General features: G+C 68.0%; 20 protein-coding genes. 8 read left to right on the top strand and 12 right to left on the bottom strand.

The window, feature by feature from the left end; translation table 11 throughout:
• The first annotated feature begins 71 nt into the window (after positions 1–71).
• The 3 genes from ada (at position 72) to NED98_RS14810 (ending at position 4,047) form a co-directional block, all read left to right on the top strand.
• Complete coding sequence (gene ada / locus NED98_RS14800) at positions 72–1,100, top strand: bifunctional DNA-binding transcriptional regulator/O6-methylguanine-DNA methyltransferase Ada (RefSeq protein WP_179512988.1); 1,029 nt, start codon at positions 72–74, stop codon at positions 1,098–1,100.
• 57 nt (positions 1,101–1,157) lie between these two features.
• A complete protein-coding gene (locus NED98_RS14805; RefSeq protein WP_179512989.1) occupies positions 1,158–2,672 on the top strand; it encodes a TadA family conjugal transfer-associated ATPase in 1,515 nt (504 codons plus the stop codon).
• A 181-nt stretch (positions 2,673–2,853) separates the two neighbouring features.
• On the top strand, positions 2,854–4,047 hold the full coding sequence (locus NED98_RS14810) for an aspartyl protease family protein (protein ID WP_265313523.1): 1,194 nt from the start codon (positions 2,854–2,856) through the stop codon (positions 4,045–4,047).
• Between the two features lie 124 nt (positions 4,048–4,171).
• Here NED98_RS14810 and phaR read toward each other — a convergent pair whose 3' ends face one another.
• Positions 4,172–4,711: a polyhydroxyalkanoate synthesis repressor PhaR gene (gene phaR / locus NED98_RS14815; protein ID WP_179512991.1), complete on the bottom strand. Its 540-nt coding sequence runs from the start codon at positions 4,709–4,711 to the stop codon at positions 4,172–4,174.
• A gap of 14 nt (positions 4,712–4,725) precedes the next feature.
• Between phaR and NED98_RS14820 the strand changes: the two genes are divergently transcribed.
• Genes NED98_RS14820 through NED98_RS14830 form a run of 3 tightly spaced genes read left to right on the top strand, consistent with a single transcriptional unit; the run spans position 4,726 to position 7,375 of the window.
• Entirely contained in the window at positions 4,726–5,820 is a 1,095-nt protein-coding gene (locus NED98_RS14820; RefSeq protein ID WP_265313524.1) for an alpha/beta fold hydrolase, read from the top strand.
• Positions 5,817–6,992: an acetyl-CoA C-acetyltransferase gene (locus tag NED98_RS14825; protein WP_179512993.1), complete on the top strand. Its 1,176-nt coding sequence runs from the start codon at positions 5,817–5,819 to the stop codon at positions 6,990–6,992. Before NED98_RS14820 ends, NED98_RS14825 begins: the two co-directional genes overlap by 4 nt.
• Complete coding sequence (locus NED98_RS14830) at positions 6,989–7,375, top strand: VOC family protein (RefSeq protein ID WP_179512994.1); 387 nt, start codon at positions 6,989–6,991, stop codon at positions 7,373–7,375. Before NED98_RS14825 ends, NED98_RS14830 begins: the two co-directional genes overlap by 4 nt.
• 6 nt (positions 7,376–7,381) lie before the next feature.
• Here NED98_RS14830 and alr read toward each other — a convergent pair whose 3' ends face one another.
• The 7 genes from alr to NED98_RS14865 form a co-directional block, all read right to left on the bottom strand.
• Positions 7,382–8,407, bottom strand: coding sequence for an alanine racemase (gene alr, locus NED98_RS14835; protein ID WP_265313525.1), 1,026 nt, complete (start codon positions 8,405–8,407; stop codon positions 7,382–7,384).
• A 40-nt stretch (positions 8,408–8,447) separates the two neighbouring features.
• A complete protein-coding gene (locus tag NED98_RS14840; protein ID WP_265268794.1) occupies positions 8,448–10,055 on the bottom strand; it encodes an MFS transporter in 1,608 nt (535 codons plus the stop codon).
• 148 nt (positions 10,056–10,203) lie between these two features.
• Entirely contained in the window at positions 10,204–10,677 is a 474-nt protein-coding gene (locus NED98_RS14845) for a GreA/GreB family elongation factor (RefSeq protein WP_179512997.1), read from the bottom strand.
• Positions 10,674–11,558 (bottom strand): 3-hydroxyisobutyrate dehydrogenase, encoded by an 885-nt coding sequence (gene mmsB / locus NED98_RS14850; RefSeq protein ID WP_179512998.1) that lies wholly within the window; start codon positions 11,556–11,558, stop codon positions 10,674–10,676. The genes NED98_RS14845 and mmsB overlap by 4 nt, the downstream gene beginning before the upstream one ends.
• Positions 11,559–11,744: 186 nt before the next feature.
• Complete coding sequence (locus NED98_RS14855) at positions 11,745–12,527, bottom strand: enoyl-CoA hydratase-related protein (RefSeq protein WP_179512999.1); 783 nt, start codon at positions 12,525–12,527, stop codon at positions 11,745–11,747.
• A 114-nt stretch (positions 12,528–12,641) separates the two neighbouring features.
• Positions 12,642–13,676: an enoyl-CoA hydratase/isomerase family protein gene (locus tag NED98_RS14860; protein ID WP_265313526.1), complete on the bottom strand. Its 1,035-nt coding sequence runs from the start codon at positions 13,674–13,676 to the stop codon at positions 12,642–12,644.
• Positions 13,673–14,818, bottom strand: a complete 1,146-nt coding sequence (locus NED98_RS14865) for an acyl-CoA dehydrogenase family protein (protein ID WP_265313527.1) — start codon at positions 14,816–14,818, stop codon at positions 13,673–13,675. The genes NED98_RS14860 and NED98_RS14865 overlap by 4 nt, the downstream gene beginning before the upstream one ends.
• A 100-nt stretch (positions 14,819–14,918) precedes the next feature.
• Between NED98_RS14865 and NED98_RS14870 the strand changes: the two genes are divergently transcribed.
• A complete protein-coding gene (locus NED98_RS14870) occupies positions 14,919–15,227 on the top strand; it encodes a GIY-YIG nuclease family protein (RefSeq protein WP_265268789.1) in 309 nt (102 codons plus the stop codon).
• 109 nt (positions 15,228–15,336) lie between these two features.
• Here the strand turns inward: NED98_RS14870 and NED98_RS14875 are convergent, their stop codons facing one another.
• Positions 15,337–16,833 carry a CoA-acylating methylmalonate-semialdehyde dehydrogenase gene (locus NED98_RS14875; protein ID WP_265268788.1) on the bottom strand — a complete coding sequence of 499 codons (1,497 nt, stop codon included), beginning with the start codon at positions 16,831–16,833 and terminating at the stop codon, positions 15,337–15,339.
• A 129-nt stretch (positions 16,834–16,962) separates the two neighbouring features.
• Between NED98_RS14875 and NED98_RS14880 the strand changes: the two genes are divergently transcribed.
• Positions 16,963–17,823 carry a LysR family transcriptional regulator gene (locus NED98_RS14880; protein ID WP_265313528.1) on the top strand — a complete coding sequence of 287 codons (861 nt, stop codon included), beginning with the start codon at positions 16,963–16,965 and terminating at the stop codon, positions 17,821–17,823.
• Between the two features lie 109 nt (positions 17,824–17,932).
• Here the strand turns inward: NED98_RS14880 and rpoN are convergent, their stop codons facing one another.
• The 3 genes from rpoN to NED98_RS14895 form a co-directional block, all read right to left on the bottom strand.
• Positions 17,933–19,408, bottom strand: coding sequence for an RNA polymerase factor sigma-54 (gene rpoN, locus NED98_RS14885; RefSeq protein WP_265313529.1), 1,476 nt, complete (start codon positions 19,406–19,408; stop codon positions 17,933–17,935).
• 52 nt (positions 19,409–19,460) lie between these two features.
• Positions 19,461–20,237: an LPS export ABC transporter ATP-binding protein gene (lptB, locus tag NED98_RS14890; protein ID WP_265313606.1), complete on the bottom strand. Its 777-nt coding sequence runs from the start codon at positions 20,235–20,237 to the stop codon at positions 19,461–19,463.
• 100 nt (positions 20,238–20,337) lie between these two features.
• The gene (locus NED98_RS14895) at positions 20,338–20,913 is read right to left on the bottom strand and encodes an LptA/OstA family protein (RefSeq protein WP_265313530.1); all 576 of its coding nucleotides are present in this window, start codon (positions 20,911–20,913) and stop codon (positions 20,338–20,340) included.
• Positions 20,914–20,918 lie beyond the last annotated feature (5 nt).

The raw sequence follows: 20,918 nt of genomic DNA on the forward strand, positions 1-20,918 counted from the left end.
CTCTTGCTATCGATCGCTTTGATCGCAAGCGACGGGATGCCCGCGACGGTCACTGCGCCTACATCAAGCCCATGACCGACGCCATCGACACCGCCGCGGCCTGGGCCGCCTTCGAAAGCCGGGATCGCAACGCCGACGGGCGCTTCGTCGTCGCGGTGCGCACCACCGGCATCTATTGCAAGCCGAGCTGCCCCGCGCGCCACCCCAGGCGCGAGAATGTCAGCTTCTTCGCCGATGGCGCGGCCGCCGCGCAGGCCGGCTATCGCGCCTGCCTGCGCTGCAAGCCCGACGAAGTGGGGCGCGATCGCATCGCGGTGGCCGAGGCGGTCGCCGCGATCGAGACCGCCGAGGAGGCGATCCCGCTCGACGAGCTCGCCGCTCGCGTCGGCTATGCCCCGCATCATTTCCACCGCCTGTTCAAGCGCGCCACCGGGGTGACCCCGGCGGCCTATGCGCGCGGGCTCAAGGCGCGCCGCGCGGCCGAGGCATTGAGCGACGAGGACCGGGTGACCCCGGCGATCTACGAAGCGGGCTATTCCGGCCCGAGCCGTTTCTACGCGCACGGTGCCAAGCGGCTCGGCATGTCGCCCGGCGCCTGGGTGCGCGGCGGGGCGGGGGTGACGATCCGCTGGACGATCGCGTCGACCAGCCTCGGCCCGCTGCTCGTCGCGGCGACCGACAAGGGGCTGTGTCGCGTCTCGTTCGACGAGGATGCGCTGGCGCTCGCCCGGCGTTTCCCGCGCGCGACGATCGAGCCGGGCGGCGCGGCGCTCGCTGCGCTCGCGGCGAAGGTGGTCGCGGCGGTCGAATCGCCCGAGCGCGATCACGACCTGCCGCTCGACGTGCGCGGCACCGCGTTCCAGGAGGCGATCTGGCAGGCCCTGCGCGCGATCCCCGCGGGCGAGACGCGCTCTTACGCCGAGCTGGCGGCGATCGCCGGCAGCCCCGGCGCGGTCCGCGCGGCGGGGAGCGCCTGCGGTGCCAATCCGGTCGCGGTGGTGATCCCGTGCCACCGCGCGCAGCGCACCGACGGCAGCGCGGGGGGCTATGCCTATGGCCTCGAACGCAAGCGCGTGCTCCAGACGCGGGAGCGTGGTTAGGCAAATCTAAAGCCTTCGCGCCTAGCTCATTCGTCCGATGATGGGGGACGAGTGAGTATGAGTGCGTTCGGGCGTCGCAACGGGATCGGCAGTGGCGCGGCCAGAGGCGCATTCGGCGTGGCGCGGCCGATGCAGAGCGGCGGTCGCGCGGCACGGCCCGAGGGCGGCGAGCAATTCCCGCCGATCGACACGATTCCCTTCCCGATCGAGGAGGACCCCGGGCTCCCCGCGTCGCAGATCGACGCGATGCAGCGGCTGCAGGAGCGCCAGAACGCCAGCGGCGACGCCGGATCGAGCAAGGTCGACGGCTTCGAGGCGTCGATCCACAAGATCAAGGAGCAGGTGCTGCCGCGCCTGCTCGAGCGCGTCGATCCCGAGGCGGCGGCGACCCTGGGCAAGGACGAGCTGGCCGAGGAATTCCGCCCGATCATCGGCGAGGTGCTCGCCGAGCTCAAGCTGACGCTTAACCGCCGCGAGCAATTCGCGCTCGAAAAGGTGCTGGTCGACGAATTGCTCGGGCTCGGCCCGCTCGAGGAATTGCTCGCCGATCCCGACGTGTCGGACATCATGGTCAACGGCCCCGAGCAGACCTTCGTCGAGCGCAAGGGCAAGCTCGAACTGGCCAAGATCCAGTTCCGCGACGAGGCGCATCTGTTCCAGATCGCGCAGCGCATCTGCAATTCGGTCGGCCGCCGCGTCGACCAGACCACCCCGCTCGCCGACGCGCGGCTCAAGGACGGCAGCCGCGTCAACGTGATCGTGCCTCCGCTCAGCTTGCGCGGCACCGCGATCTCGATCCGTAAGTTCAGCGCCAAGCCGATCACGCTCGATATGATGGCCGGGTTCGGCTCGATGTCGGTGAAGATGGCGACCGCGCTCAAGATCGCCGGGGCGTGCCGCTTCAACATCGTCATCTCGGGCGGCACCGGCTCGGGCAAGACGACGATGCTCAACGCGCTGTCGAAGATGATCGACCCCGGCGAGCGCGTGCTGACGATCGAGGACGCCGCCGAGCTCCGGCTCCAGCAGCCGCACTGGCTGCCGCTCGAAACCCGCCCCGCCAATCTCGAGGGGCAGGGTGAGATCTCGATCCGCGATCTGGTCAAGAACGCGCTGCGTATGCGCCCGGATCGCATCATCCTGGGCGAAATCCGCGGCGCGGAATGTTTCGACATGCTCGCCGCGATGAACACCGGTCACGACGGTTCGATGTGTACGCTCCACTCCAACTCCCCGCGCGAGGCGCTGGCGCGTATGGAGAATATGGTGATGATGTCGGACATCAAGGTGCCCAAGGAAGCGATCAGCCGGCAGATCGCGGATTCGGTCGATATGATCATCCAGGTCAAGCGCCTGCGCGACGGCTCGCGCCGCGTGACCAACGTCACCGAGGTGATCGGGATGGAAGGTCCGGTGATCGTGACGCAGGAATTGTTCAAATTCGAATATCTCGACGAGACCGCGGACGGCCGCATCCTCGGCGAATATCGCTCGATGGGGTTGCGTCCCTATACGATCGACAAAGCCAAGCAGTTCGGCTTCGATCAGGCGTTTCTGGAATCCTGCCTGTAAGCTGAGCGGGTTTATCGCGCACAGCCTCTCGACGTTCGGGCCGAGCCTGTCGAAGCCCTGCACTTTTCTTCTCATGAAGACAGCCAGCCCTTCGACAAGCTCAGGGCGAACGGGAGAGCGAAGCCACTCGCTCCAGCGACAAACGGTGGCATTTCGTCGTTGAGACGTGCATGGCGACGCTATGGCGCTCGCCCTGTTCTTCCCGTTGCTTGCCGCGATCCAGGCACCGCTCGCCACCGCATTGCCGCCGGTCGCGCATGCGCCGGGGGCGGGGCGGCTCGCGCCCGATACCGAGGCGCGCTGGGTGCCGTTCGATCTGACGCCGGGGAACCAGATCCGTTTCGACATGACGGTCGACGGCCGCGCGGTGACCGCGATCCTCGATACCGGGGTGAGCTATTCGGTGCTCGCGCGGCGCTATGCCGACGCCACCAAGCTCGCGGTGACCGCCGGCGGCAGCGCCACCGCGATCGGCGGCGCGGTCGATATCGGCTGGGTCGCGACGCGCGAGATGCGGCTCGGCGGGCTGACGCGCATCGGCGGGGGGCTCACCGTCGCCGATCTGCCCGCGATCGCCACCGGCAGCGCCAGGCCGGTCGACCTGCTCGTCGGGCGCGATCTGATCGGCGATTATGCGCTCGACATCGATTATGCTGCGCGGCGCTTCCGCTTGCTGCGCTCGGGGCGGATGCCGTTCCGCGGGCAGGTCGCGCCGCTCGCCATCGCGCGCGACAAGCGCGTCTATATCGGCGAGGTGGCGCTGGGCGCGGCCGAGCTCAAGCCGATGGTGGTCGACACCGGCGACGGTTCGTCGATCACCGTCACCGCGGAGGGCTGGCGCGAGGCGAAGCTCGCCGGGGTGCGCACCACCTCCGCGATCTCGTTCGGGCTCGCCGGGCCGGTGGTCAGCACGATCGGCATCGTGCCGATGCTGCGGATGGGGCAGCTCGTCGCGCGCAACGTCGAGGTGCGGGTCGAGCCGGTCGGCGGCTTTTCCGAGACGATCGGCGCGGCGGGGCGCGTCGGCTCGGGTTTCTTGCAGAATTACCGCGTGCTGCTCGATCCCGGCGCGGGGCGGATGGTGCTCTCCGCCGGCGAGGACGCGGACGAGCCGCCGCTGCGCTCGACCAGCGGGCTGCTCGTCGGGGTCGAGCCCGATCGGCTGCGGGTGCTGCATGTCATGCGTGGCGGCCCGGCGGCGGCGGCCGGCTGGCGCGAGGGCGATATGATCTGCGCGATCGACGGCGCCCCGGTGCCGCGCGACTATGCCACCAGCCCGCTCGCGCATTGGTCCGCCGATACGCCGGGGCGGACGGTGGCGCTCGGCATGTGCGACGGCACGACGCGGCGGCTGACGCTGGCGGATTTTTATTGAGCCGGCAGGAATTTAAGTAGGATTACCTGTCCCCGTTCGGGCCGAGCTTGCCGAAGCCTGCTTTTCTTCGCCAAGCAGTATAGCCCTTCGACAAGCTCAGGGCGAACGGGTGGCGGAGGTCAGGTCACCCCAGCTTGTCGACCTTGTCCTGCAGCCGCGCGAGCTCGGCCTTGAGCGCGGCGATCTCGTCGTCCTTCGCGCCCGCGGCATCGGCGCTACCCTTGGGCTTGAACGCGCTCGCCGCGGCCTCGAACATCGCCATGTTGCGCTTGGCCATTTCGGCGAACGGCGAATTGGCGAAGGCGCCCTCGACCGCCGATTTGAACTGCGCCTGGTTGCGGCGGAAGCTTTCCATCGACGCTTCGAGATAGGCGGGGACCATCGCCTGCATCGAATCGCCGTACATCGCGATCAGCTGGCGCAGGAAATTGACCGGGAGCATCGTCTGCCCGCGGCTTTCCTCCTCCATGATGATCTGCGTCAGCACATTGTGCGTGATGTCTTCATCGGTCTTGGCGTCGACCACGCGGAATTCGCGGCCTTCGCGCGTCATCTGCGCGAGATGATCGAGCGTGATGTAGGACGAGCTTTCGGTATTATAGAGACGGCGGTTCGCATATTTCTTGATGATCACCGCGCCGTCGCCGGCATGCTGCTTCTTCATCGAAAGCTCCCGCAATGAGTGTTTACCGCGGTACAGCACAAACTTCCGCACCGCAACACGGCCCCCGGCCGCTGCCGCTGTTCCTCGATATGGTGCGCAGCGAAACCGCAGCATCGCCCGAGCGCCTGCCTGCCGTACTCGAAGGGTTGCGCCGCTATCAGGAAGCGCCGCGCGGCCGCGTGCGCCGCGCGATGCCGGCGCGCTTCCGCAAGCGCCGCGCGCGACTGCGCGATTATGGCGGGGAGGGGCCGCCGGTGGTCTTCGTCCCGTCGCTGATCAACCCGCCGTTCGTGCTCGATCTCACCCCCGCCACCTCGCTGGTACGGTGGATCGCGGCGTCGGGGTTCCACGCCTGGCTGGTCGACTGGGGCGTCACCGATCCGCGCGACCGCGACATGGACGTCGCCGCGCATGTCGAGCGCGTGCTCGAACCGTTGCTGGCGAAGCTGCCCGCGCCGCCGCTGCTTATCGGCTATTGTCTCGGCGGAACGATGGCGCTCGCCGCGGCGAGCCGGATGAAGGTCGCCGGGCTGGCGACGATCGCCTCGCCGTGGCGCTTCGCCGGCTATGGCGCGGCGGCGCGCGATATCGCCGCCTTGTGGGAAAGCGCGCGGCCGACCTGCGACCAATTGGGTGTGGTGCCGATGGAAGTGCTGCAGACCGGCTTCTGGCGGCTCGATCCGGCGCGGACCGTCGCGAAATATGAGGCGTTCGCGAAACTGGAGGGCGATCGCGCCGCGATGTTCGTCGCGCTCGAGGATTGGGCCAATGCCGGCGAGCCGCTGACCTATGCCGCGGGCGCCGAATTGTTCGAGCGTTTCATCGGCGAGGATCTGCCGGGGCGCGGGCTGTGGCGTGTCGGCGGTGTGGCGGTCGGGCCCGAGCGGGTCGATTGCCCGTCGATCGATTATGTCTCGCTCTCCGACCGGATCGTCCCCGCCGCGACCGCCGCCGGGCTGGCGGCGCGGCGCGATCTCGGCGCGGGGCATGTCGGGATGATCGTCGGCGGCAGCGCGCGGCGGCAATTGTGGGAGCCGCTGAGGGACTGGCTTCACGGCGTCGCCGGGGGTAGGGAGCCGGGACAGTCCAAAGAGGAACATGCGCCATGACCGACGTCGTCATCACCGCCGCCAAACGAACCCCGGTCGGCAGCTTCCTCGGCGCGTTCGCCGCCACCCCGGCGCATGAGCTCGGCCGGATCGCGATCGAGGCTGCGCTGGCGCAGGCGGGGGTATCGGGCGACGAGGTGAGCGAAGTGATCCTCGGCCAGGTGCTCACCGCGGCGCAAGGGCAGAATCCCGCGCGGCAGGCGTCGATGGCGGCGGGGGTGCCCAAGGAGGTGCCCGCCTGGGGCGTCAACCAGGTATGCGGCTCCGGCCTGCGCGCGGTGGCGCTCGCGGCGCAGGCGGTGCAGACCGGCGATGCGACGATCGTCGTCGCCGGCGGGCAGGAATCCATGTCGCTGTCGAACCACGCGCAGGCGTTGCGCGCCGGGCAGAAGATGGGGTCGCTCGAATTGATCGATACGATGATCAAGGACGGGCTGACCGATGCCTTCAACGGCTATCACATGGGGATCACGGCGGAAAACCTCGCCACCGAATATCAGGTGACCCGCGCCGAGCAGGATGAGTTCGCGGTCGCCAGCCAGAACAAGGCCGAGGCGGCGCGCGCCGCGGGGCGCTTCGCCGATGAGATCGCACCGGTCACGGTGAAGGGGCGCAAGGGCGACACGATCGTCGATGCCGACGAATATATCCGCGCCGGGGTGACGCTCGAGAGCGTGTCGGGGGTGCGCCCGGCGTTCAAGAAGGACGGCAGCGTCACCGCGGCCAATGCCAGCGGGCTCAACGACGGCGCCGCGGCGCTGGTGGTGATGAGCCGCGCCGAAGCGGAAAAGCGCGGCGCGCCGATCCTCGCGACGATCCGCTCCTGGGCGTCGGCCGGGGTCGATCCGTCGATCATGGGGATCGGCCCGGTCCCGGCGACCAAGCGCGCGCTGGAGAAAGCGGGGTGGACGCTCGCCGATCTCGATCTGATCGAGGCGAACGAGGCGTTTGCCGCGCAGGCTTTGTCGGTCGGCAAGGCGCTCGGCTGGGATGCGGCGAAGGTCAACGTCAACGGCGGCGCGATCGCGATCGGCCATCCGATCGGCGCCTCGGGCGCGCGCGTCCTGACCACCTTGCTCTACGAGATGCAGCGCCGCGATGCGAAGAAGGGGCTGGCGACGCTCTGCATCGGCGGCGGGATGGGCATCGCCATGTGCGTGGAACGCGCATGATCGACCATATCGGGATCGGCGCGGCCGATTATGCCGCGGCGCGGCGCTTCTACGACGCCGCGCTCGCCACGCTCGGCATCGTGCCGGTGATGGAGATCACCGCGGAGGAGAGCGGCGGCTATCAAGGCGTCGGCTATGGCCGCGGCGACAAGCCGTTCTTCTGGGTTTCGTCGGGCGGCGCGCGCGGGGCGGGTATCCATGTCGCCTTCACCGCGCCCGATCGCGCGACGGTCGATGCATTCTACGCGGCGGCGATGGCGCATGGCGGGCGCGACAATGGCGCGCCGGGGCTCCGGCCGCATTATCACCCCGATTATTACGGGGCGTTCGTGTTCGATCTCGACGGGGTCAATGTCGAAGCGGTGTGCCACGCCCCGGCGTGACGCGATTCACCTCCAGATCCGGTCGAACCGCGCGCCAAGCCCGGTCAGCAGCTCATATTGCGACATGCCGCTGATCGCCGAGGCTTCGGGCAGCGCGTAATCGAGCGCGAGCCAGTCGCCCTCCGCGACATCGGCCGCGCCGCAATCGACCGCGATCAGGTCCATCGATACCCGTCCGAGCACCGGCAGCCGCGTCGCCCCCGCGCGCGCGGCGCCCTTGCCCGAAAAACCGCACCAATAGCCGTCGGCATAGCCGAGGTTGAGGATCGCCACTTCGGTATCCGTTTGCGCCGTCCAGGTCGCATTATAGCCGACCGACTCCCCCGCGGCGACGCGGCGACGTTGCAGGACCTGCGCCTCCGGGGTCGCGACCTGGCGCATCCCGGCCAGTTCGGCGCGCGGCACGCCGCCGTAGAGCGCGATGCCGGGGCGGACGAGATCGAAACGATAGTCCGCGCCCAGCGCGATGCCGGCCGAATTGGCGAGGCTCATCCGTTGCGCCCCCGTCGTCCCGGCAAGCGCGACGAAGCGCGCCCGCTGCTGCTCGTTGAGCGGCGAATCCTCGTCGGCCGAGGCGAGGTGGCTCATCAGCGTATCGATCCTGAGCCCCTCGAGCAGCCCGTCGGCGATATCCGCCGGCGACACCCCGAGCCGGTTCATCCCGGTATCGACCATCACGTCGCACAGCCCGCCGCCCGCGTCGCGCCAGCGCTGTATCTGCCGCGCGGTGTTGAGCACCGGGCGCGCGTTGCGCAGCCGCGCCAGCGCCATATCGTCGGCGCGGACCCCGTGGAGCACCGAGATCGAAACGCCGGTGTCGACCAGCGCGCGCGCCTCGGCCCAGGTCGCGACGAAGAAATCGCGGCATCCGGCATCGGCCAGCCGCCGCACCACCTCGCGCGCGCCGAGCCCATAGCCGTCGGCCTTCACCGCCGCGCCGCACGCCGCCGCGCCGCTCATCGCCGCGAGCCGGCGCCAGTTATCGACAAGGGCGGCGGCGTCGAGCGACAGGCGGCAGGGGGAACGGTTCATGATGCCCGGTTAGCGGGCGCCGCGATCCGCGTCGACCGGTTCAGGCGACGATATGGCCGTGCCGATCTTCCTTCAGCCACAGCACGGTGACGATCAGCGCCATCAGCGTGACGCCCCAGGTGTACCACAGCCCGGCAAAGGGATCGCCGGTGCGCGCGACGATATATTGGCTGATGAACGGCAGGAAGCCGCCGAAATAGCCGGTGCCCAGGTGATAGGGGATCGACAGCGAACTGTAGCGGATCGCCGGCGGGAACATCTCCGACAATAAGGCCGCGACCGGGCCGTAGGTGATTCCCGACAAGGCCGAAATGGCGAGGATCGCGAGCAGGATCAGCACGATGTCGCGTGCCGAGGGGTGGACGCGATCGAGGTGATAGCCCGCGTCGGCCAAAGCCTTGTCGAGCGCGGCGGGCGAATGATCGTGGACCGGCTCGCCGCCGATCGACACGCTGACCACCGGGGTGGTCTGCTTGGTATAGGCGACGCCCTTCTTGGAGAAATAGTCGAGCAACTTGCCGCATTCGTCGCTCTGTTTCGCGGCGAACGGCGAATAATTGCAGGCGGGGCCGGAGACGATCACCGGCGCATGCCGCGCGGCGCGCGCGAGATCGGGGTTGGCCGCCGCACCCATCACCTCGAAGATCGGGAAGAGTAGGAGGAGCGTCATGATGTAGCCGATAACGATCGGCTTCTTGCGCCCGACGAGATCGGAAATCCGCCCGAACAGCACGAACCACGCCACCCCCATCAGCGCCCCGGCGGCGGTGATCAGCTGCGCGGTCGTCTCGTCGACGCGCATCGTCGTCTGGAGGAAGGAGAGGACCGAGAACATCGCGGTATACCAGATCACCGTCAGCCCGGCGGCGATGCCAAACAAAGCGACGAGCATCCGCTTCAGATTGCCGGGATAGGTGAAGCTTTCGACCAGCGGGTTGCTGGCGCGCTCGCCCGCCTCGCGCATCTTCTTGAACACCGGGCTCTCGGAAAGCTTGAGCCGCATCCACAGCGAGATGCCGAGCAGCACGATCGAGAACAGGAACGGCGCGCGCCAGCCCCATTCCTCCCACGCCGCGCCGTGGAACACGCCCTTGAACGACAGGATGACGATCAGGCTGAGGATGAACCCGCCCGCGACGCCGGCCTGGATGAAGCTGGTGTAATAGCCCGATCTTCCCGGCGGCGAATGCTCCGCGACATAGATCGCCGCGCCGCCATATTCGCCGCCCAGCGCGAGCCCCTGCGCGATCCGCAGCAGGATGACCAGCGCGGGCGCCGCCATCCCGATCGCGGCATAAGAGGGGATCAGCCCCACCCCGGCGGTGGCGATGCCCATCAAGGTGATCGTGACGAGGAAGGTATATTTCCGCCCCAGCCGATCGCCGAGATAACCGAAGATCACCGCCCCCAGCGGGCGGAAGCCGAAGCCGACCGCGAACCCCGCCCAGGCGAGCAGGGTCTGCAGCATCTCATTGCCGCCGGGGAAGAAGGTGCGCCCGATGATCCCCGATGCGGCGAGCGTGCCGTAGATGAAGAAATCATACCATTCGAACACGGTGCCCAGCGCCGAGGCCGAGATGACGAGCCGGATGTCGGCGGTCGACGGCTCGTCCGCGTCGTCGTGACCCTGTTCAGCGATCGTCGCCATCGTGCCGGTTACCCCTCTTCGGGCCGTTTCGGCCCGGCGCTAGCTGTAGCGTGCCGGGAGGCGGCGGCAAGAGTAGGCCGGCGCGGGCGCAACTAAACCGTTCGGGCTTCGACAAGCTCAGCGCAAACGGATTATCCGCGCCCTCCCGTCAATCGGCGAAGGTCGCTTCCACCGCGATCACCTCGATCGCATCATCGCGCCCGGCGAAGGGCAGCACATCGCCCTCCCCCGCGCCGATCAGTGCGCGGGCCAGTGGCGCCGAGAAGGCGATCTTGCCTGCGGCCGGATCGGCCTCGTCGTCGCCGACGATCTCGATCGTCCGGGGCTCGCCGTTCAGCGTGAACTCGACGCGGCTGCCGAACGCGATTTCGTCGGCCGGCGGGGCGGGGGCGAGGATCGCGGTGACGCGGCGCGTCTGCCAATAGCGCAGGTCGCGCGCGATCTCCTCGCGGCGCGGCTCGTCGGCCTCCGCCTCCGCCTGCGCCGCGTCGAGCTCGGCGATCCGCGCATCGATCAGCGCGCGGCCGCGCGGGGTGACGAGGTTCGGCCCCGGCGGGATCGGCAGCTCGAAGCGCGGCTCCTTATGCTCCTCATCGCTCTCGCGGCGGAAGGCGACGCTCATGGCTTTTCGGCGAGCATGTTGATGATGCCGGAGAAATCGCGCCCGCCATGCCCCGCGCCGGCATAAGCCTCGTAAAGCTCCCGCGCCCGCGCGCCCATCGGCACCTGCGCGTCGACGCTCTCCGCCGCGGCCATCGCGAGGCGCAGGTCCTTGAGCATCAGCGCGGCGGCGAACCCACCCTGATAATCGTGGTCCGCGGGGGTCTCCGGGCCGACCCCGGGGACGGGGCAATAGCTCGTCATCGACCAGCTCTGCCCGGAGGACACGCTGGCGATATCGAAGAACGCCTGCGCCTCGAGCCCGAGCTTCTGCGCGAGCAGGAACGCCTCGCAGGTCGCGACCATCTCGGCACCGAGGATCATATTGTTGCAGATCTTCGCCGCCTGCCCCGCGCCATTGGCGCCGGCGTGGATCACCGCCTTGCCCATATCGGCGAGAAAGGGTTCGGCGCGCCCGAAGGCATCCTTCGAACCACCGACCATGAAGGTCAGCGTCCCGGCATTGGCCGCGGCGATCCCGCCCGAGACCGGGGCGTCGACCGCGACCAGCCCCTTGGCCGCTGCCATTTCGGCGACGCGCTTGGCGGTCGCGACGTCGATCGTCGAGCAATCGATCAGGATCGCCGAGGGCAGGGCGGCATCGAGCACGCTTTGGGCATAGACCTGCTCGACATGCGTGCCCGCGGGCAGCATCGTGATGATCGCCTCGGCCCCCTCGGCCGCCTCGGCGGCAGTGACGACGGGGAGGCAGCCCGCGGCCCTGGCGCGTTCGAGCGCCTCGGCGGAGAGGTCGAAGGCGCGGACGTCATGGCCCTTTTTCGCCAGATTGGCGGCCATGCCCCCGCCCATATTGCCCAGCCCGATGAAACCGACGCGCGCCATTTCGTGTCCTCTCAAATCACAACCGAAACGCCTGAAAGTCCGGCTTCGGTCCGCTATACCATTTCCGTCATGCCGGGCTCGACCCGGCATCCAGAGCCACCAATGTCGACGCTCGTTGCCCTGGATACCGGGTCAAGCCGGGCATGACGGCAAAGAGTTGATCGACAGCGTCGAACCGGGCGGCAGTTACCGCCCCTTCCACACCCCGGGGCGCTTTTCGATGAAGGCGGCCATGCCCTCGGCCTTGTCCTCAGTGTTGACGAGGATCTGGAACAGCCGGCGCTCGGTGACGATGCCCTGTGCGAGCGTTGTTTCGAACGCCATGTTGATCATTTCCTTGTTCACCATCGCGGCCATCGGCGGCATGCTTGCGATCGTCGCGGCGGTCTTGAGCGCTTCCTCGACCAGCGAGTCCAGCGGCACGACGCGTGCGACGAGCCCCGAACGCTCCGCCTCGCCGGCGTCCATCATCCGCCCGGTAAGGCACATTTCCATCGCCTTGGCCTTGCCGATCGCGCGGGTCAGCCGCTGCGACCCGCCCATCCCCGGCGCGACGCCGAGCTTGATCTCGGGCTGGCCGAATTTGGCGCTATCGGCGGCGATGATGAAATCGGCCATCATCGCCAGCTCGCACCCGCCGCCGAGCGCGAAGCCGTTGACCGCGGCGATCCACGGCTTGCGCGTCGCGACCACCCCGGTCTGCCAGCCGACGAAGAAATCCTGCAGGAAGAAATCGGCCGCGGGCATATCGGCCATTTGCTTGATGTCGGCGCCCGCCGCGAACGCCTTCTCGCCCGCGCCGGTGAGGACGAGGCAGCGCTGGCTAGCGTCCTTGTCATAGGCGCCGAACGCCGCCGAGAGATCGGCCAGCACGTCCGAATTGAGCGCGTTGAGCGCCTGCGGGCGGTTGAGCGTGACAAGCGTCACCGCACCGCTGCGTTCGACGAGGATCGTGGCGTAGTCGGTCATCTCTGTTCCTCCGTCATCCCAGCGAAAGCTGGGATCTCAGGCCGCTAGCGCGACCTTTGTGGCATGCGACCCCAGCTTCCGCTGGGGTGACATAGGGTATTGCGACGACGCAATTTACTGCGGCGTCCAGGCCTCATCATCCGGCAGCGGCGCGAAGATCTGGTCGATCAGATGATCGCTCACCCCGTCCGGCGTCGGCGGGTTCCATTGGGGCGAATTGTCCTTGTCGACGATCACCGCGCGGACGCCTTCGAGAAAATCGTGGCGCTGGACGACGCGGCTGCCGACCGCATATTCCTGCCGCATCTCGTCGGCGAAGCTGGGCATCGTCTTGCCGTCGAGCAGCAATTTGAGGCTGACCTTCATCGTCTGCGGCGATTTGGTCTCGAGCGTCGCCAGCGTGGCGCGCGCGAAATCGCTGTCGTCGGCGGCGAGCGCGGCGAAGATATCCTCGAGCCGGTCGGAAGCGAACAGCCGGTCGATCTCGTCACGATGCGCAAGGATCGCTGCGTCGGGTGCGGCGACGGCGAGCGCGTCGAGCACCGCCTCCGGACCTTGCGCGATCCGCGCCTTGGCCTCGGCGAGCCGCTCGGCGGGGAGGTAATGCGTCGCGAGCCCGAGCGCATGACATTCGGCGCCGTCGAGCCGGTGCCCGGTCAGCGCGAGATATTGCCCGATGCGCCCCGGCAGCCGCGAGAGATACCAGCCGCCGCCGACATCGGGGAACAGCCCGATCCCGGTTTCGGGCATCGCCAATTTGGTATTCTCGGTCGCGACGCGAAAACGGCACGGCTGCGAGATGCCGACCCCGCCCCCCATCGTGATCCCGTCCATGAACGCCACGATCGGCTTGGCGTAGGTGAACAGCCGGTGGTTCATGCGATATTCGGTGTGGAAGAAGGCGCGTGCCTCGGCGCCGTCCTTCGCCCCGCTCTCGGCGAGCATACGGATATCGCCCCCGGCGCAGAAGCCGCGGCCCTCGGCGTGATCGATCGTGATCACGCGGACCGCCGCGTCGTCGCGCCACGCTTCCAGCGCGTCGAGCACGCCGTCGCACATCGCGCGGTTGAGCGCGTGGATCGCTTTCGGGCGATTGAGCCGGATGCGGCCGACGCCGCCGTCGGCTTCGGCGATCAGGTCCTGGGTCATTGCCGCGTCAGATCCCGCCCGACGATCATCCGCATCACCTGATTGGTCCCTTCGAGGATCGAATGGACGCGCAGATCGCGCCAGAAGCGCTCGATCGGATAGTCGCGGAGGTAGCCATAGCCGCCGTGAAGCTGGAGCGCGCGGTCGACGATGCTCGATCCGTTGTCGGTCGCCAGCCTTTTGGCCATTGCCGAGAAGCGCGACTTGTCGGGCGCATTGGCGCTGACCTTGGCCGCGGCGAGATAGAGCAGCGCGCGCGCCGCCTCCAGATCGGTCGCCATATCGGCGAGGGTGAATTGGGTGTTCTGGAAATCGGCGATCGGCTGGCCGAATTGCTGGCGCTCCTTGGCATATTTCACCGCCTCGTCGAGGCAGCGTTGCGCCCCGCCGAGCGAGCAGGCGCCGATATTGAGCCGCCCGCCGTCGAGCCCTGCCATCGCGAAGCGGAAGCCGTCGCCCTCCGCGCCGACGCGGTTTTCGACCGGCACGCGGCAATCCTCGAAGATCACCTGCGCGGTCGGCGAGGCATTCCAGCCGAGCTTCTTCTCGGGCGCGCCGAACGACAGGCCCGGCGTGCCCTTTTCGATCACCAGGCAGGAAATGCCCTTGGACTTCTCCTCGCCGGTGCGGACCATGCAGACGTAGATGTCGTTATAGCCCGCGCCCGAGATGAACTGCTTGGTGCCGTTGAGCACATAATGATCGCCGTCGCGCCGCGCGCTGGTCTTGAGCGCGGCGGCGTCGGAGCCCGAGCCGGGTTCGGTCAGGCAATAGCTGGCGATCTTGTCCATCGTGACGAGATCGGGGAGGAAGCGGCCCTTGATCGCCTGATCGCCGAAGCGATCGATCATCCAGGTCGCCATATTGTGGATCGAGACATAGGCGCTGGTCGCAGGGCAGCCATAGGCCATCGCCTCCATGATCAGCGCGGCCTCGAGCCGGCCGAGCCCGATCCCGCCCGATTCCTCGCCGACATAGATCGCGCCGAAGCCGAGCTCGCCCGCCGCCTTCCACACGTCGACGGGATAGTGATGCTGCTCGTCCCATTCGGCGGCGAAGGGGGTGATGCGATCGGCGGTGAAGCGCCGCGCGAGCTCCTGGATCTCGCGCTGGTCGTCGGTGAGGTCGAACTGGTTGGTCATTGGCGTTCCTGTAGCCCGTTACCCGTCATGCCGGACTTGATCCGGCATCCAGAGTCCCGGATGTAAGCATTGAAGATGTATAGCGCAGCGGACGTCATACATGGACAGACAGCCGGCGGTTTATATCGTTGCAAGCGACCGCAACGGTACGATCTATGTCGGTGTCACGTCGAACCTGCTCGGCCGCATCTATCAGCATCGCAGCGGCGAAATCGAGGGGTTCACCGAACGCTATCACGTCAAACGCCTGGTCTGGTTCGAACTGCATGAAAGGATGGAATCCGCTATCCTGCGCGAAAAGCAACTCAAGAACTGGCGCCGGGCGTGGAAGCTGGCGCTGGTCGAGAAGGATAATCCGACGTGGCGCGATCTTGCCGAGGACTTCGGATTCGATCCTTTGCCCCAATAATCGTCGTCATGCCGGGCTTGACCCGGCATCCAGAGCCACAAACGGTAGTGGCTGCGGCTCTGGATGCTGACTTTCGTCAGCATGACGGAAAAAGGGGAAGGCATCCGATTTACCCCATCGTCGGGATGACGAACGCGTTGCCGCCGTCCGGCGAGCCGTCGGGCCAGCGCTGGGTCACCGTCTTGACCTTGGTCCAGAATTTCACGCCTTCCATGCCGTGCTGGTTGGTGTCGCCGAATGCCGAGCGCTTCCAGCCGCCGAAGGTGTGATAGGCGACCGGCACCGGGATCGGCACGTTGATCCCGACCATCCCGACATTGACCCGCGCGGCGAATTCGCGCGCGGCATGGCCGTTGCGGGTGAAGATCGCGACGCCATTGCCATATTGGTGATCGCTCGGAAGGCGCAGCGCGGTCTCGAAATCGGGGGCGCGGACGATCTGCAGCACCGGCCCGAAAATTTCCTCCTTATAGGCGGACATCTGCGGGGTGACGCGATCGAACAGCGTCGGGCCGATGAAGAAGCCTTCCTCATGCCCCTGGAGCTTGAAGCCGCGGCCGTCGACGACCAGCTCGGCGCCTTCGTCGACCCCGGTCTGGATCCAGTTTTCGATCCGCTCGCGATGCTGCGCGGTGACGACCGGGCCGTAATGCGCCTCGGCGTCGGTCGAGACGCCGACGCGCAGCGCGTCGATCGCGGGGATCAGCTTTTCGCGCAGCGCGTCGGCGGTCTTGTCGCCGACCGGCACCACCACCGGCAGCGCCATGCAGCGCTCGCCGGCCGAACCGAAGGCGGCGCCGGCGAGATCGGACACCACCTGATCGAGATCGGCATCGGGCATGACGATACCGTGGTTCTTCGCCCCGCCCATCGCCTGGACGCGCTTTCCGGCATCGACCCCGCGGCGATAGACATAATGCGCGATATCCGACGAGCCGACGAAGCTCACCGCCGCGATCGCCGGATGATCGAGGATCGCGTCGACCATTTCCTTGTCGCCGTGGACGACCTGGAAGATGCCTTCGGGCATCCCCGCCTCGATGAACAGTTCGGCGAGCCGCACCGGGAGCGAGGGATCGCGCTCGGACGGCTTGAGGATGAAGGCGTTGCCGCAGGCGGTCGCCACCGCGCCCATCCACAGGGGGATCATCGCGGGGAAGTTGAACGGGGTGATCCCCGCGCCGATGCCGAGCGGCTGGCGCATCGAATAGACGTCGATCCCCGGCCCGGCTCCTTGCGTATATTCGCCCTTGAGCACATGCGGGACGCCGCAGGCGAATTCGACCACCTCGAGCCCGCGCTGGATATCGCCCTTGGCATCGGCGACGACCTTGCCGTGCTCGGAGGCGAGCAGCTCGGCGAGGCTCTGCATATTGGCCTCGACCAGCTCCTTGAAGCGGAACATGACGCGCGCGCGGCGCTGCGGGTTGGTCGCGGCCCAGGCCGGCTGCGCGGCCTGCGCGGCGGCGACCGCGCGATCGAGATCGGCCTTGGTCCCCAGCGTCACGCGCGCCTGCACCTTGCCGGTATTGGGATCGAACACGTCGCCGGTGCGACCCGCGCCGCCGCCCGAATGCCCGACGATATGATGATCGATGATGCGCATGAAACCTCTCCGCCGAAATCGCTTGGCCGGGCTTGTAACCGCCCGGCAAATATGCATTCAACCCGCTTAATTTGCCGGGGCGGGGTGCATTTTTGCAGATGGGCGGGCACCGCGACAAGGAAAAGGCCGATGAAGAATTGGGATGATCTGCGCGTGTTCCTCGCAGTGGCGCATGCCGGGCGCGTCGCGGCGGCGGCGCGCACGCTCGGCGTCGACGCGACGACGGTCGGCCGCCGGCTCGCGCGGCTCGAGGCGGCGATCGGTGCGCCCTTGTTCGAGACGGTAGCGGGCGAGCGCCGGCTGTCCGAGGCGGGGCAGGCGCTGCTCCACCACGCCGAGACGATCGACGCCACCATCGCCGCGGCCAGCGAAGGCGCCGCGGCGCAGGGCGCGGCAGGGCATGTCCGGCTAAGCGTCGCCGAGGGGCTGGCGACGCATGTGCTGGCGCCGCGCGTCCCGGCCTTCGCCGCGGCGCATCCGCGCATCCGGCTCGATCTGATCACCGCCTCGGGGCTGCTCGATCCCTCGAAGCGCGAGGCGGATATCGCGGTGATGCTCGCGCGCCCGCGCAGCCGCCAGTTGATCACGCAACGGCTGATCGACTATCGGCTGCGGCTCTACGCCACCCCCGGCTATCTCGCGGCGGCGGGGACGCCCGAGACCGCCGCCGCGCTCGAACGGCATGTGCTGGCGGGCTATGTCCCCGAGCATCTCCACGCGCCCGAGCTCGATTATCTGTCGGAGGTGCATGACGGGCTCGCCGCACGGCTGCGCAGCACCAGCATCAATGTCCAGCACCGCATGATCGCGGCGGGGGCGGCGATCGGCATCCTGCCCGATTTCATCGCCGCGGGCGATGCGCGGCTGGTGCCGGTGCTGCCGGAAATCGAGCTGAGCCGCGCCTTCTGGCTCGTCACCCACGCCGACGGGCAATCGACCCCGCGGATCCAGGCGGTGACTTCCTGGCTGCGCGAGGCGGTGCGTATGTAACATTCCGTCATGCTGACGAAAGTCAGCATCCAGAGCCGCGGGCGGCGTCGCTTGTGACTCTGGATGCCGGGTCAAGCCCGGCATGACGGAAGTTTCTTCGGGTGAGCGCTTAGCCCACCCCCTCGAGCGCCTTTTGCCGGCGGCGCTGGACCGAGCTGCCGATCCCGATCGCCTCGCGATATTTGGCGACGGTGCGCCGCGCGATATCGAAGCCGCGCGCGTTGAGCAGCTCGACCAATGTATCGTCGGACAGCACCTTGGCGCCCTCGTTGTGGATCAGCGCGCGGATCGCCGATTTGACCGCCTCGGCCGACACCGCGTCGCCGCCGTCGGCCGCCTGAATCGCCGAGGTGAAGAAATATTTGAGCTCGAACTGGCCGCGCGCGCAGCTCAGATATTTGTTGCTGGTGACACGGCTGACGGTCGATTCGTGCATCTCGATCGCCTCCGCCACCTGCCGCAAGGTCAGCGGGCGGAGATGCGCGACGCCATTGAGAAAGAACGCTTCCTGCTGCTTCACGATCTCGGTCGCGACGCGGATGATCGTGCGCTGGCGCTGGTCGAGCGCCTTGACCAGCCAATTGGCGCTGGCGAGGCAATCGCTGAGCCACGCCTTCGACGCCTTGTTCTGCGGCCCGGCGGCGAGCTCGCCATAATAGCGCCGGTTGACCAGCACGCGCGGCAGGGTGGCGTTGTTGATCTCGATCGCCCAGCCCGATGCGGTGCGCGCGACGAACAGATCGGGCACCACCGCCGGCGCCGGCTCCCCGCCGAAGCGGCAGCCGGGCTTGGGGTCGTAACCGCGCAATTCGCGGATCATGTCCGCCATATCCTCGTCGTCGACCCCGCAGATGCGCTTGAGCCGCGCGATCTCGCCGCGTGCGAGCAGATCGAGGTGATCGATCAGCCGCGCCATGCACGGATCGTAGCGATCGGCCTCCTTGGCCTGGAGCGCGATGCATTCGGCGAGGTTGCGCGCGCCGACCCCGGTCGGCTCGAAGGTGTGGATCACCCCGAGCACGCGCTCGACCAAGGCGAGCGGCACCCCGAGCCGCCCGGCGATGTCGAGCAGATCGGCGGCGAGATAGCCCGCCTCGTCGATCAGATCGATCAGATGCTGCGCGATGATCAGCTCGACCCCGGACAAGGCATGTCCGGCCTGCTGCGCGAGATGCTCGGCAAGGCTCGGCGCGTCGCTGGCGAAGGAATCGAGATCGGGGGCGTCCTCGCCCGACCCGCCGACGCTCCCCGCGCCGCCGAGCCCGACCGTGTCGGCCGGCGCATCGTCGAACCGCTCGGCGGCGATATCGACATCGAGCGATTCGCCCGCCGCCTCGCCCCCCATCACCAGTTCGTCGGCGCCGGCGGGCTCGTCGCGCGGCGCTTCAGCCGGTTCGCGCTCGGCAGCCGGGGCGTCGTCGGCCGGTGCGCTCGCCTCGAGCAACGGGTTGCGCTCGAGTTCCTCGGCGATGACGCCCTCGATCTCGAGGTTGGAGAGCGCCAGCAGTTTGATCGCCTGCTGGAGCTGCGGCGTCATCACCAGGGATTGCGACTGGCGCAGATCGAGGCGCGGCGCGAGCGACATTATCGGTCCCGCAAATCCGGCGCCGCCCGCGAGGCGAAGCCAAGCCGTCGCATCACAAAGAGAATCCCTCGCCGAGATAGAGCCGGCGGACATTGGCGTCGGCGACCAGCTCTTCGGGCGAGCCGGTGAACAACACGCGGCCGTCGTAGATGATGTACGCGCGGTCGACGATATCGAGCGTCTCGCGCACATTGTGATCGGTGATCAACACCCCGATGTCGCGCCGTTTCAGATCCTTCACCAGATCGCGGATGTCGGCGATCGAGATCGGGTCGATCCCGGCGAAGGGCTCGTCGAGCAGCATGATCGTCGGGTCCGCCGCTAGCGCGCGCGCGATCTCGGCGCGGCGCCGCTCGCCGCCCGACAGCGCCATCGCCGGGGCGGCGCGCAGCCGGGTGAGGCCGAATTCGTCGAGCAATTTGTCGAGCCGGTCCTGCCGCGTCGCCGCATCGGGGATGCTCAGCTCGAGCACCGCGAGGATGTTCTTCTCGATCGTCAGCCCGCGGAAGATCGAGGTTTCCTGCGGCAGATAGCCGAGCCCGAGGATCGCGCGGCGATACATCGGCAGCCCGGTGATATCGCGCCCGTCGAGCATGATGCGCCCGGCGTCGGGCTTCACCAGCCCCATCACCGAATAGAAACAGGTCGTCTTGCCCGCGCCATTGGGGCCGAGGAGGCCGATCACCTCGCCGCGCCCGACCGAGACCGAAACGTCGCTCAGCACGACGCGCTTGTCGTAGCTCTTGGCGATCGACACCACCTGCAGCCCGTTGGCGACGGGCGGCTCGGTGATCGGCTCGATCGTGCCCAGGCTGGTCACTTCATCCATATCGACGCCGGCCTCGCGGTTGGCAGGATTCATGCATGTCCTTTTGCCCGAGCCCGCGCGTCGAGGAAACCCCCGCCGCGACGAAAGCTCATCGGGTGGATCAGTTCTTGCTGTCGGACGGGGGCGACGGCTTGTCCGATTGCGCGCGCTTGGGCACCGAGAAGGTGCCCGTCACGCGGCCCGAGGGCGCGGTGGTCACGGTGCCGCCGGGCACCGGGCTGTTGCCGCCCGCGGCGGTCGAGCCGTCGATCACCGCGCGCCCGCTGTCGAGGTTGATCGTCAGCCGCCCGCCGTTGACGGTGTTCGCCCCGCCCTGCTGGAGCGAGACCGCGCCGATCATCGTGATGACGCGCCGATTGAGGTCATAGACCGCATATTGGCTCTTCGCGACCTGATTGGGCCGCCGCACCACCACGCCGCCCGCCGCGTCGAGCCGCGAGACCTGCGGATTCCCGTCGACCACCTGGCCGGTATAGGCGACCGTCACGCGTTGCGCGTTGAGCGTCATCTCGGCCTGCTTGACCGCGACGCTGCCGGTCAGCACGGCGCGATTCGCCTTGTCCTGGAGCTGGATCTGGTTCGCCCCGAAATCGATCGGCGCGTTGGTGTCGTGGCGCGTCTGCGCGCCGGCCGCGGTGGCGGCGAGCAGCGGGAGGAGGGGGATCAGGCGCTTCATGGTCG

Origin of the sequence: Sphingomonas lycopersici, from assembly GCF_026130605.1 — a bacterium.
GTDB lineage: Bacteria > Pseudomonadota > Alphaproteobacteria > Sphingomonadales > Sphingomonadaceae > Sphingomonas > Sphingomonas lycopersici.

Bases quoted from the DNA above. Each gene is read 5' to 3' on its own strand.
- ada (WP_179512988.1), top strand. From the start codon at position 72: ATGACCGACGCCATCGACACCGCCGCGGCCTGGGCCGCCTTCGAAAGC.
- NED98_RS14805 (WP_179512989.1), top strand. From the start codon at position 1,158: ATGAGTGCGTTCGGGCGTCGCAACGGGATCGGCAGTGGCGCGGCCAGA.
- NED98_RS14810 (WP_265313523.1), top strand. From the start codon at position 2,854: ATGGCGCTCGCCCTGTTCTTCCCGTTGCTTGCCGCGATCCAGGCACCG.
- phaR (WP_179512991.1), bottom strand. From the start codon at position 4,711: ATGAAGAAGCAGCATGCCGGCGACGGCGCGGTGATCATCAAGAAATAT.
- NED98_RS14820 (WP_265313524.1), top strand. From the start codon at position 4,726: ATGAGTGTTTACCGCGGTACAGCACAAACTTCCGCACCGCAACACGGC.
- NED98_RS14825 (WP_179512993.1), top strand. From the start codon at position 5,817: ATGACCGACGTCGTCATCACCGCCGCCAAACGAACCCCGGTCGGCAGC.
- NED98_RS14830 (WP_179512994.1), top strand. From the start codon at position 6,989: ATGATCGACCATATCGGGATCGGCGCGGCCGATTATGCCGCGGCGCGG.
- alr (WP_265313525.1), bottom strand. From the start codon at position 8,407: ATGAACCGTTCCCCCTGCCGCCTGTCGCTCGACGCCGCCGCCCTTGTC.
- NED98_RS14840 (WP_265268794.1), bottom strand. From the start codon at position 10,055: ATGGCGACGATCGCTGAACAGGGTCACGACGACGCGGACGAGCCGTCG.
- NED98_RS14845 (WP_179512997.1), bottom strand. From the start codon at position 10,677: ATGAGCGTCGCCTTCCGCCGCGAGAGCGATGAGGAGCATAAGGAGCCG.
- mmsB (WP_179512998.1), bottom strand. From the start codon at position 11,558: ATGGCGCGCGTCGGTTTCATCGGGCTGGGCAATATGGGCGGGGGCATG.
- NED98_RS14855 (WP_179512999.1), bottom strand. From the start codon at position 12,527: ATGACCGACTACGCCACGATCCTCGTCGAACGCAGCGGTGCGGTGACG.
- NED98_RS14860 (WP_265313526.1), bottom strand. From the start codon at position 13,676: ATGACCCAGGACCTGATCGCCGAAGCCGACGGCGGCGTCGGCCGCATC.
- NED98_RS14865 (WP_265313527.1), bottom strand. From the start codon at position 14,818: ATGACCAACCAGTTCGACCTCACCGACGACCAGCGCGAGATCCAGGAG.
- NED98_RS14870 (WP_265268789.1), top strand. From the start codon at position 14,919: ATGGACAGACAGCCGGCGGTTTATATCGTTGCAAGCGACCGCAACGGT.
- NED98_RS14875 (WP_265268788.1), bottom strand. From the start codon at position 16,833: ATGCGCATCATCGATCATCATATCGTCGGGCATTCGGGCGGCGGCGCG.
- NED98_RS14880 (WP_265313528.1), top strand. From the start codon at position 16,963: ATGAAGAATTGGGATGATCTGCGCGTGTTCCTCGCAGTGGCGCATGCC.
- rpoN (WP_265313529.1), bottom strand. From the start codon at position 19,408: ATGTCGCTCGCGCCGCGCCTCGATCTGCGCCAGTCGCAATCCCTGGTG.
- lptB (WP_265313606.1), bottom strand. From the start codon at position 20,237: ATGGATGAAGTGACCAGCCTGGGCACGATCGAGCCGATCACCGAGCCG.
- NED98_RS14895 (WP_265313530.1), bottom strand. From the start codon at position 20,913: ATGAAGCGCCTGATCCCCCTCCTCCCGCTGCTCGCCGCCACCGCGGCC.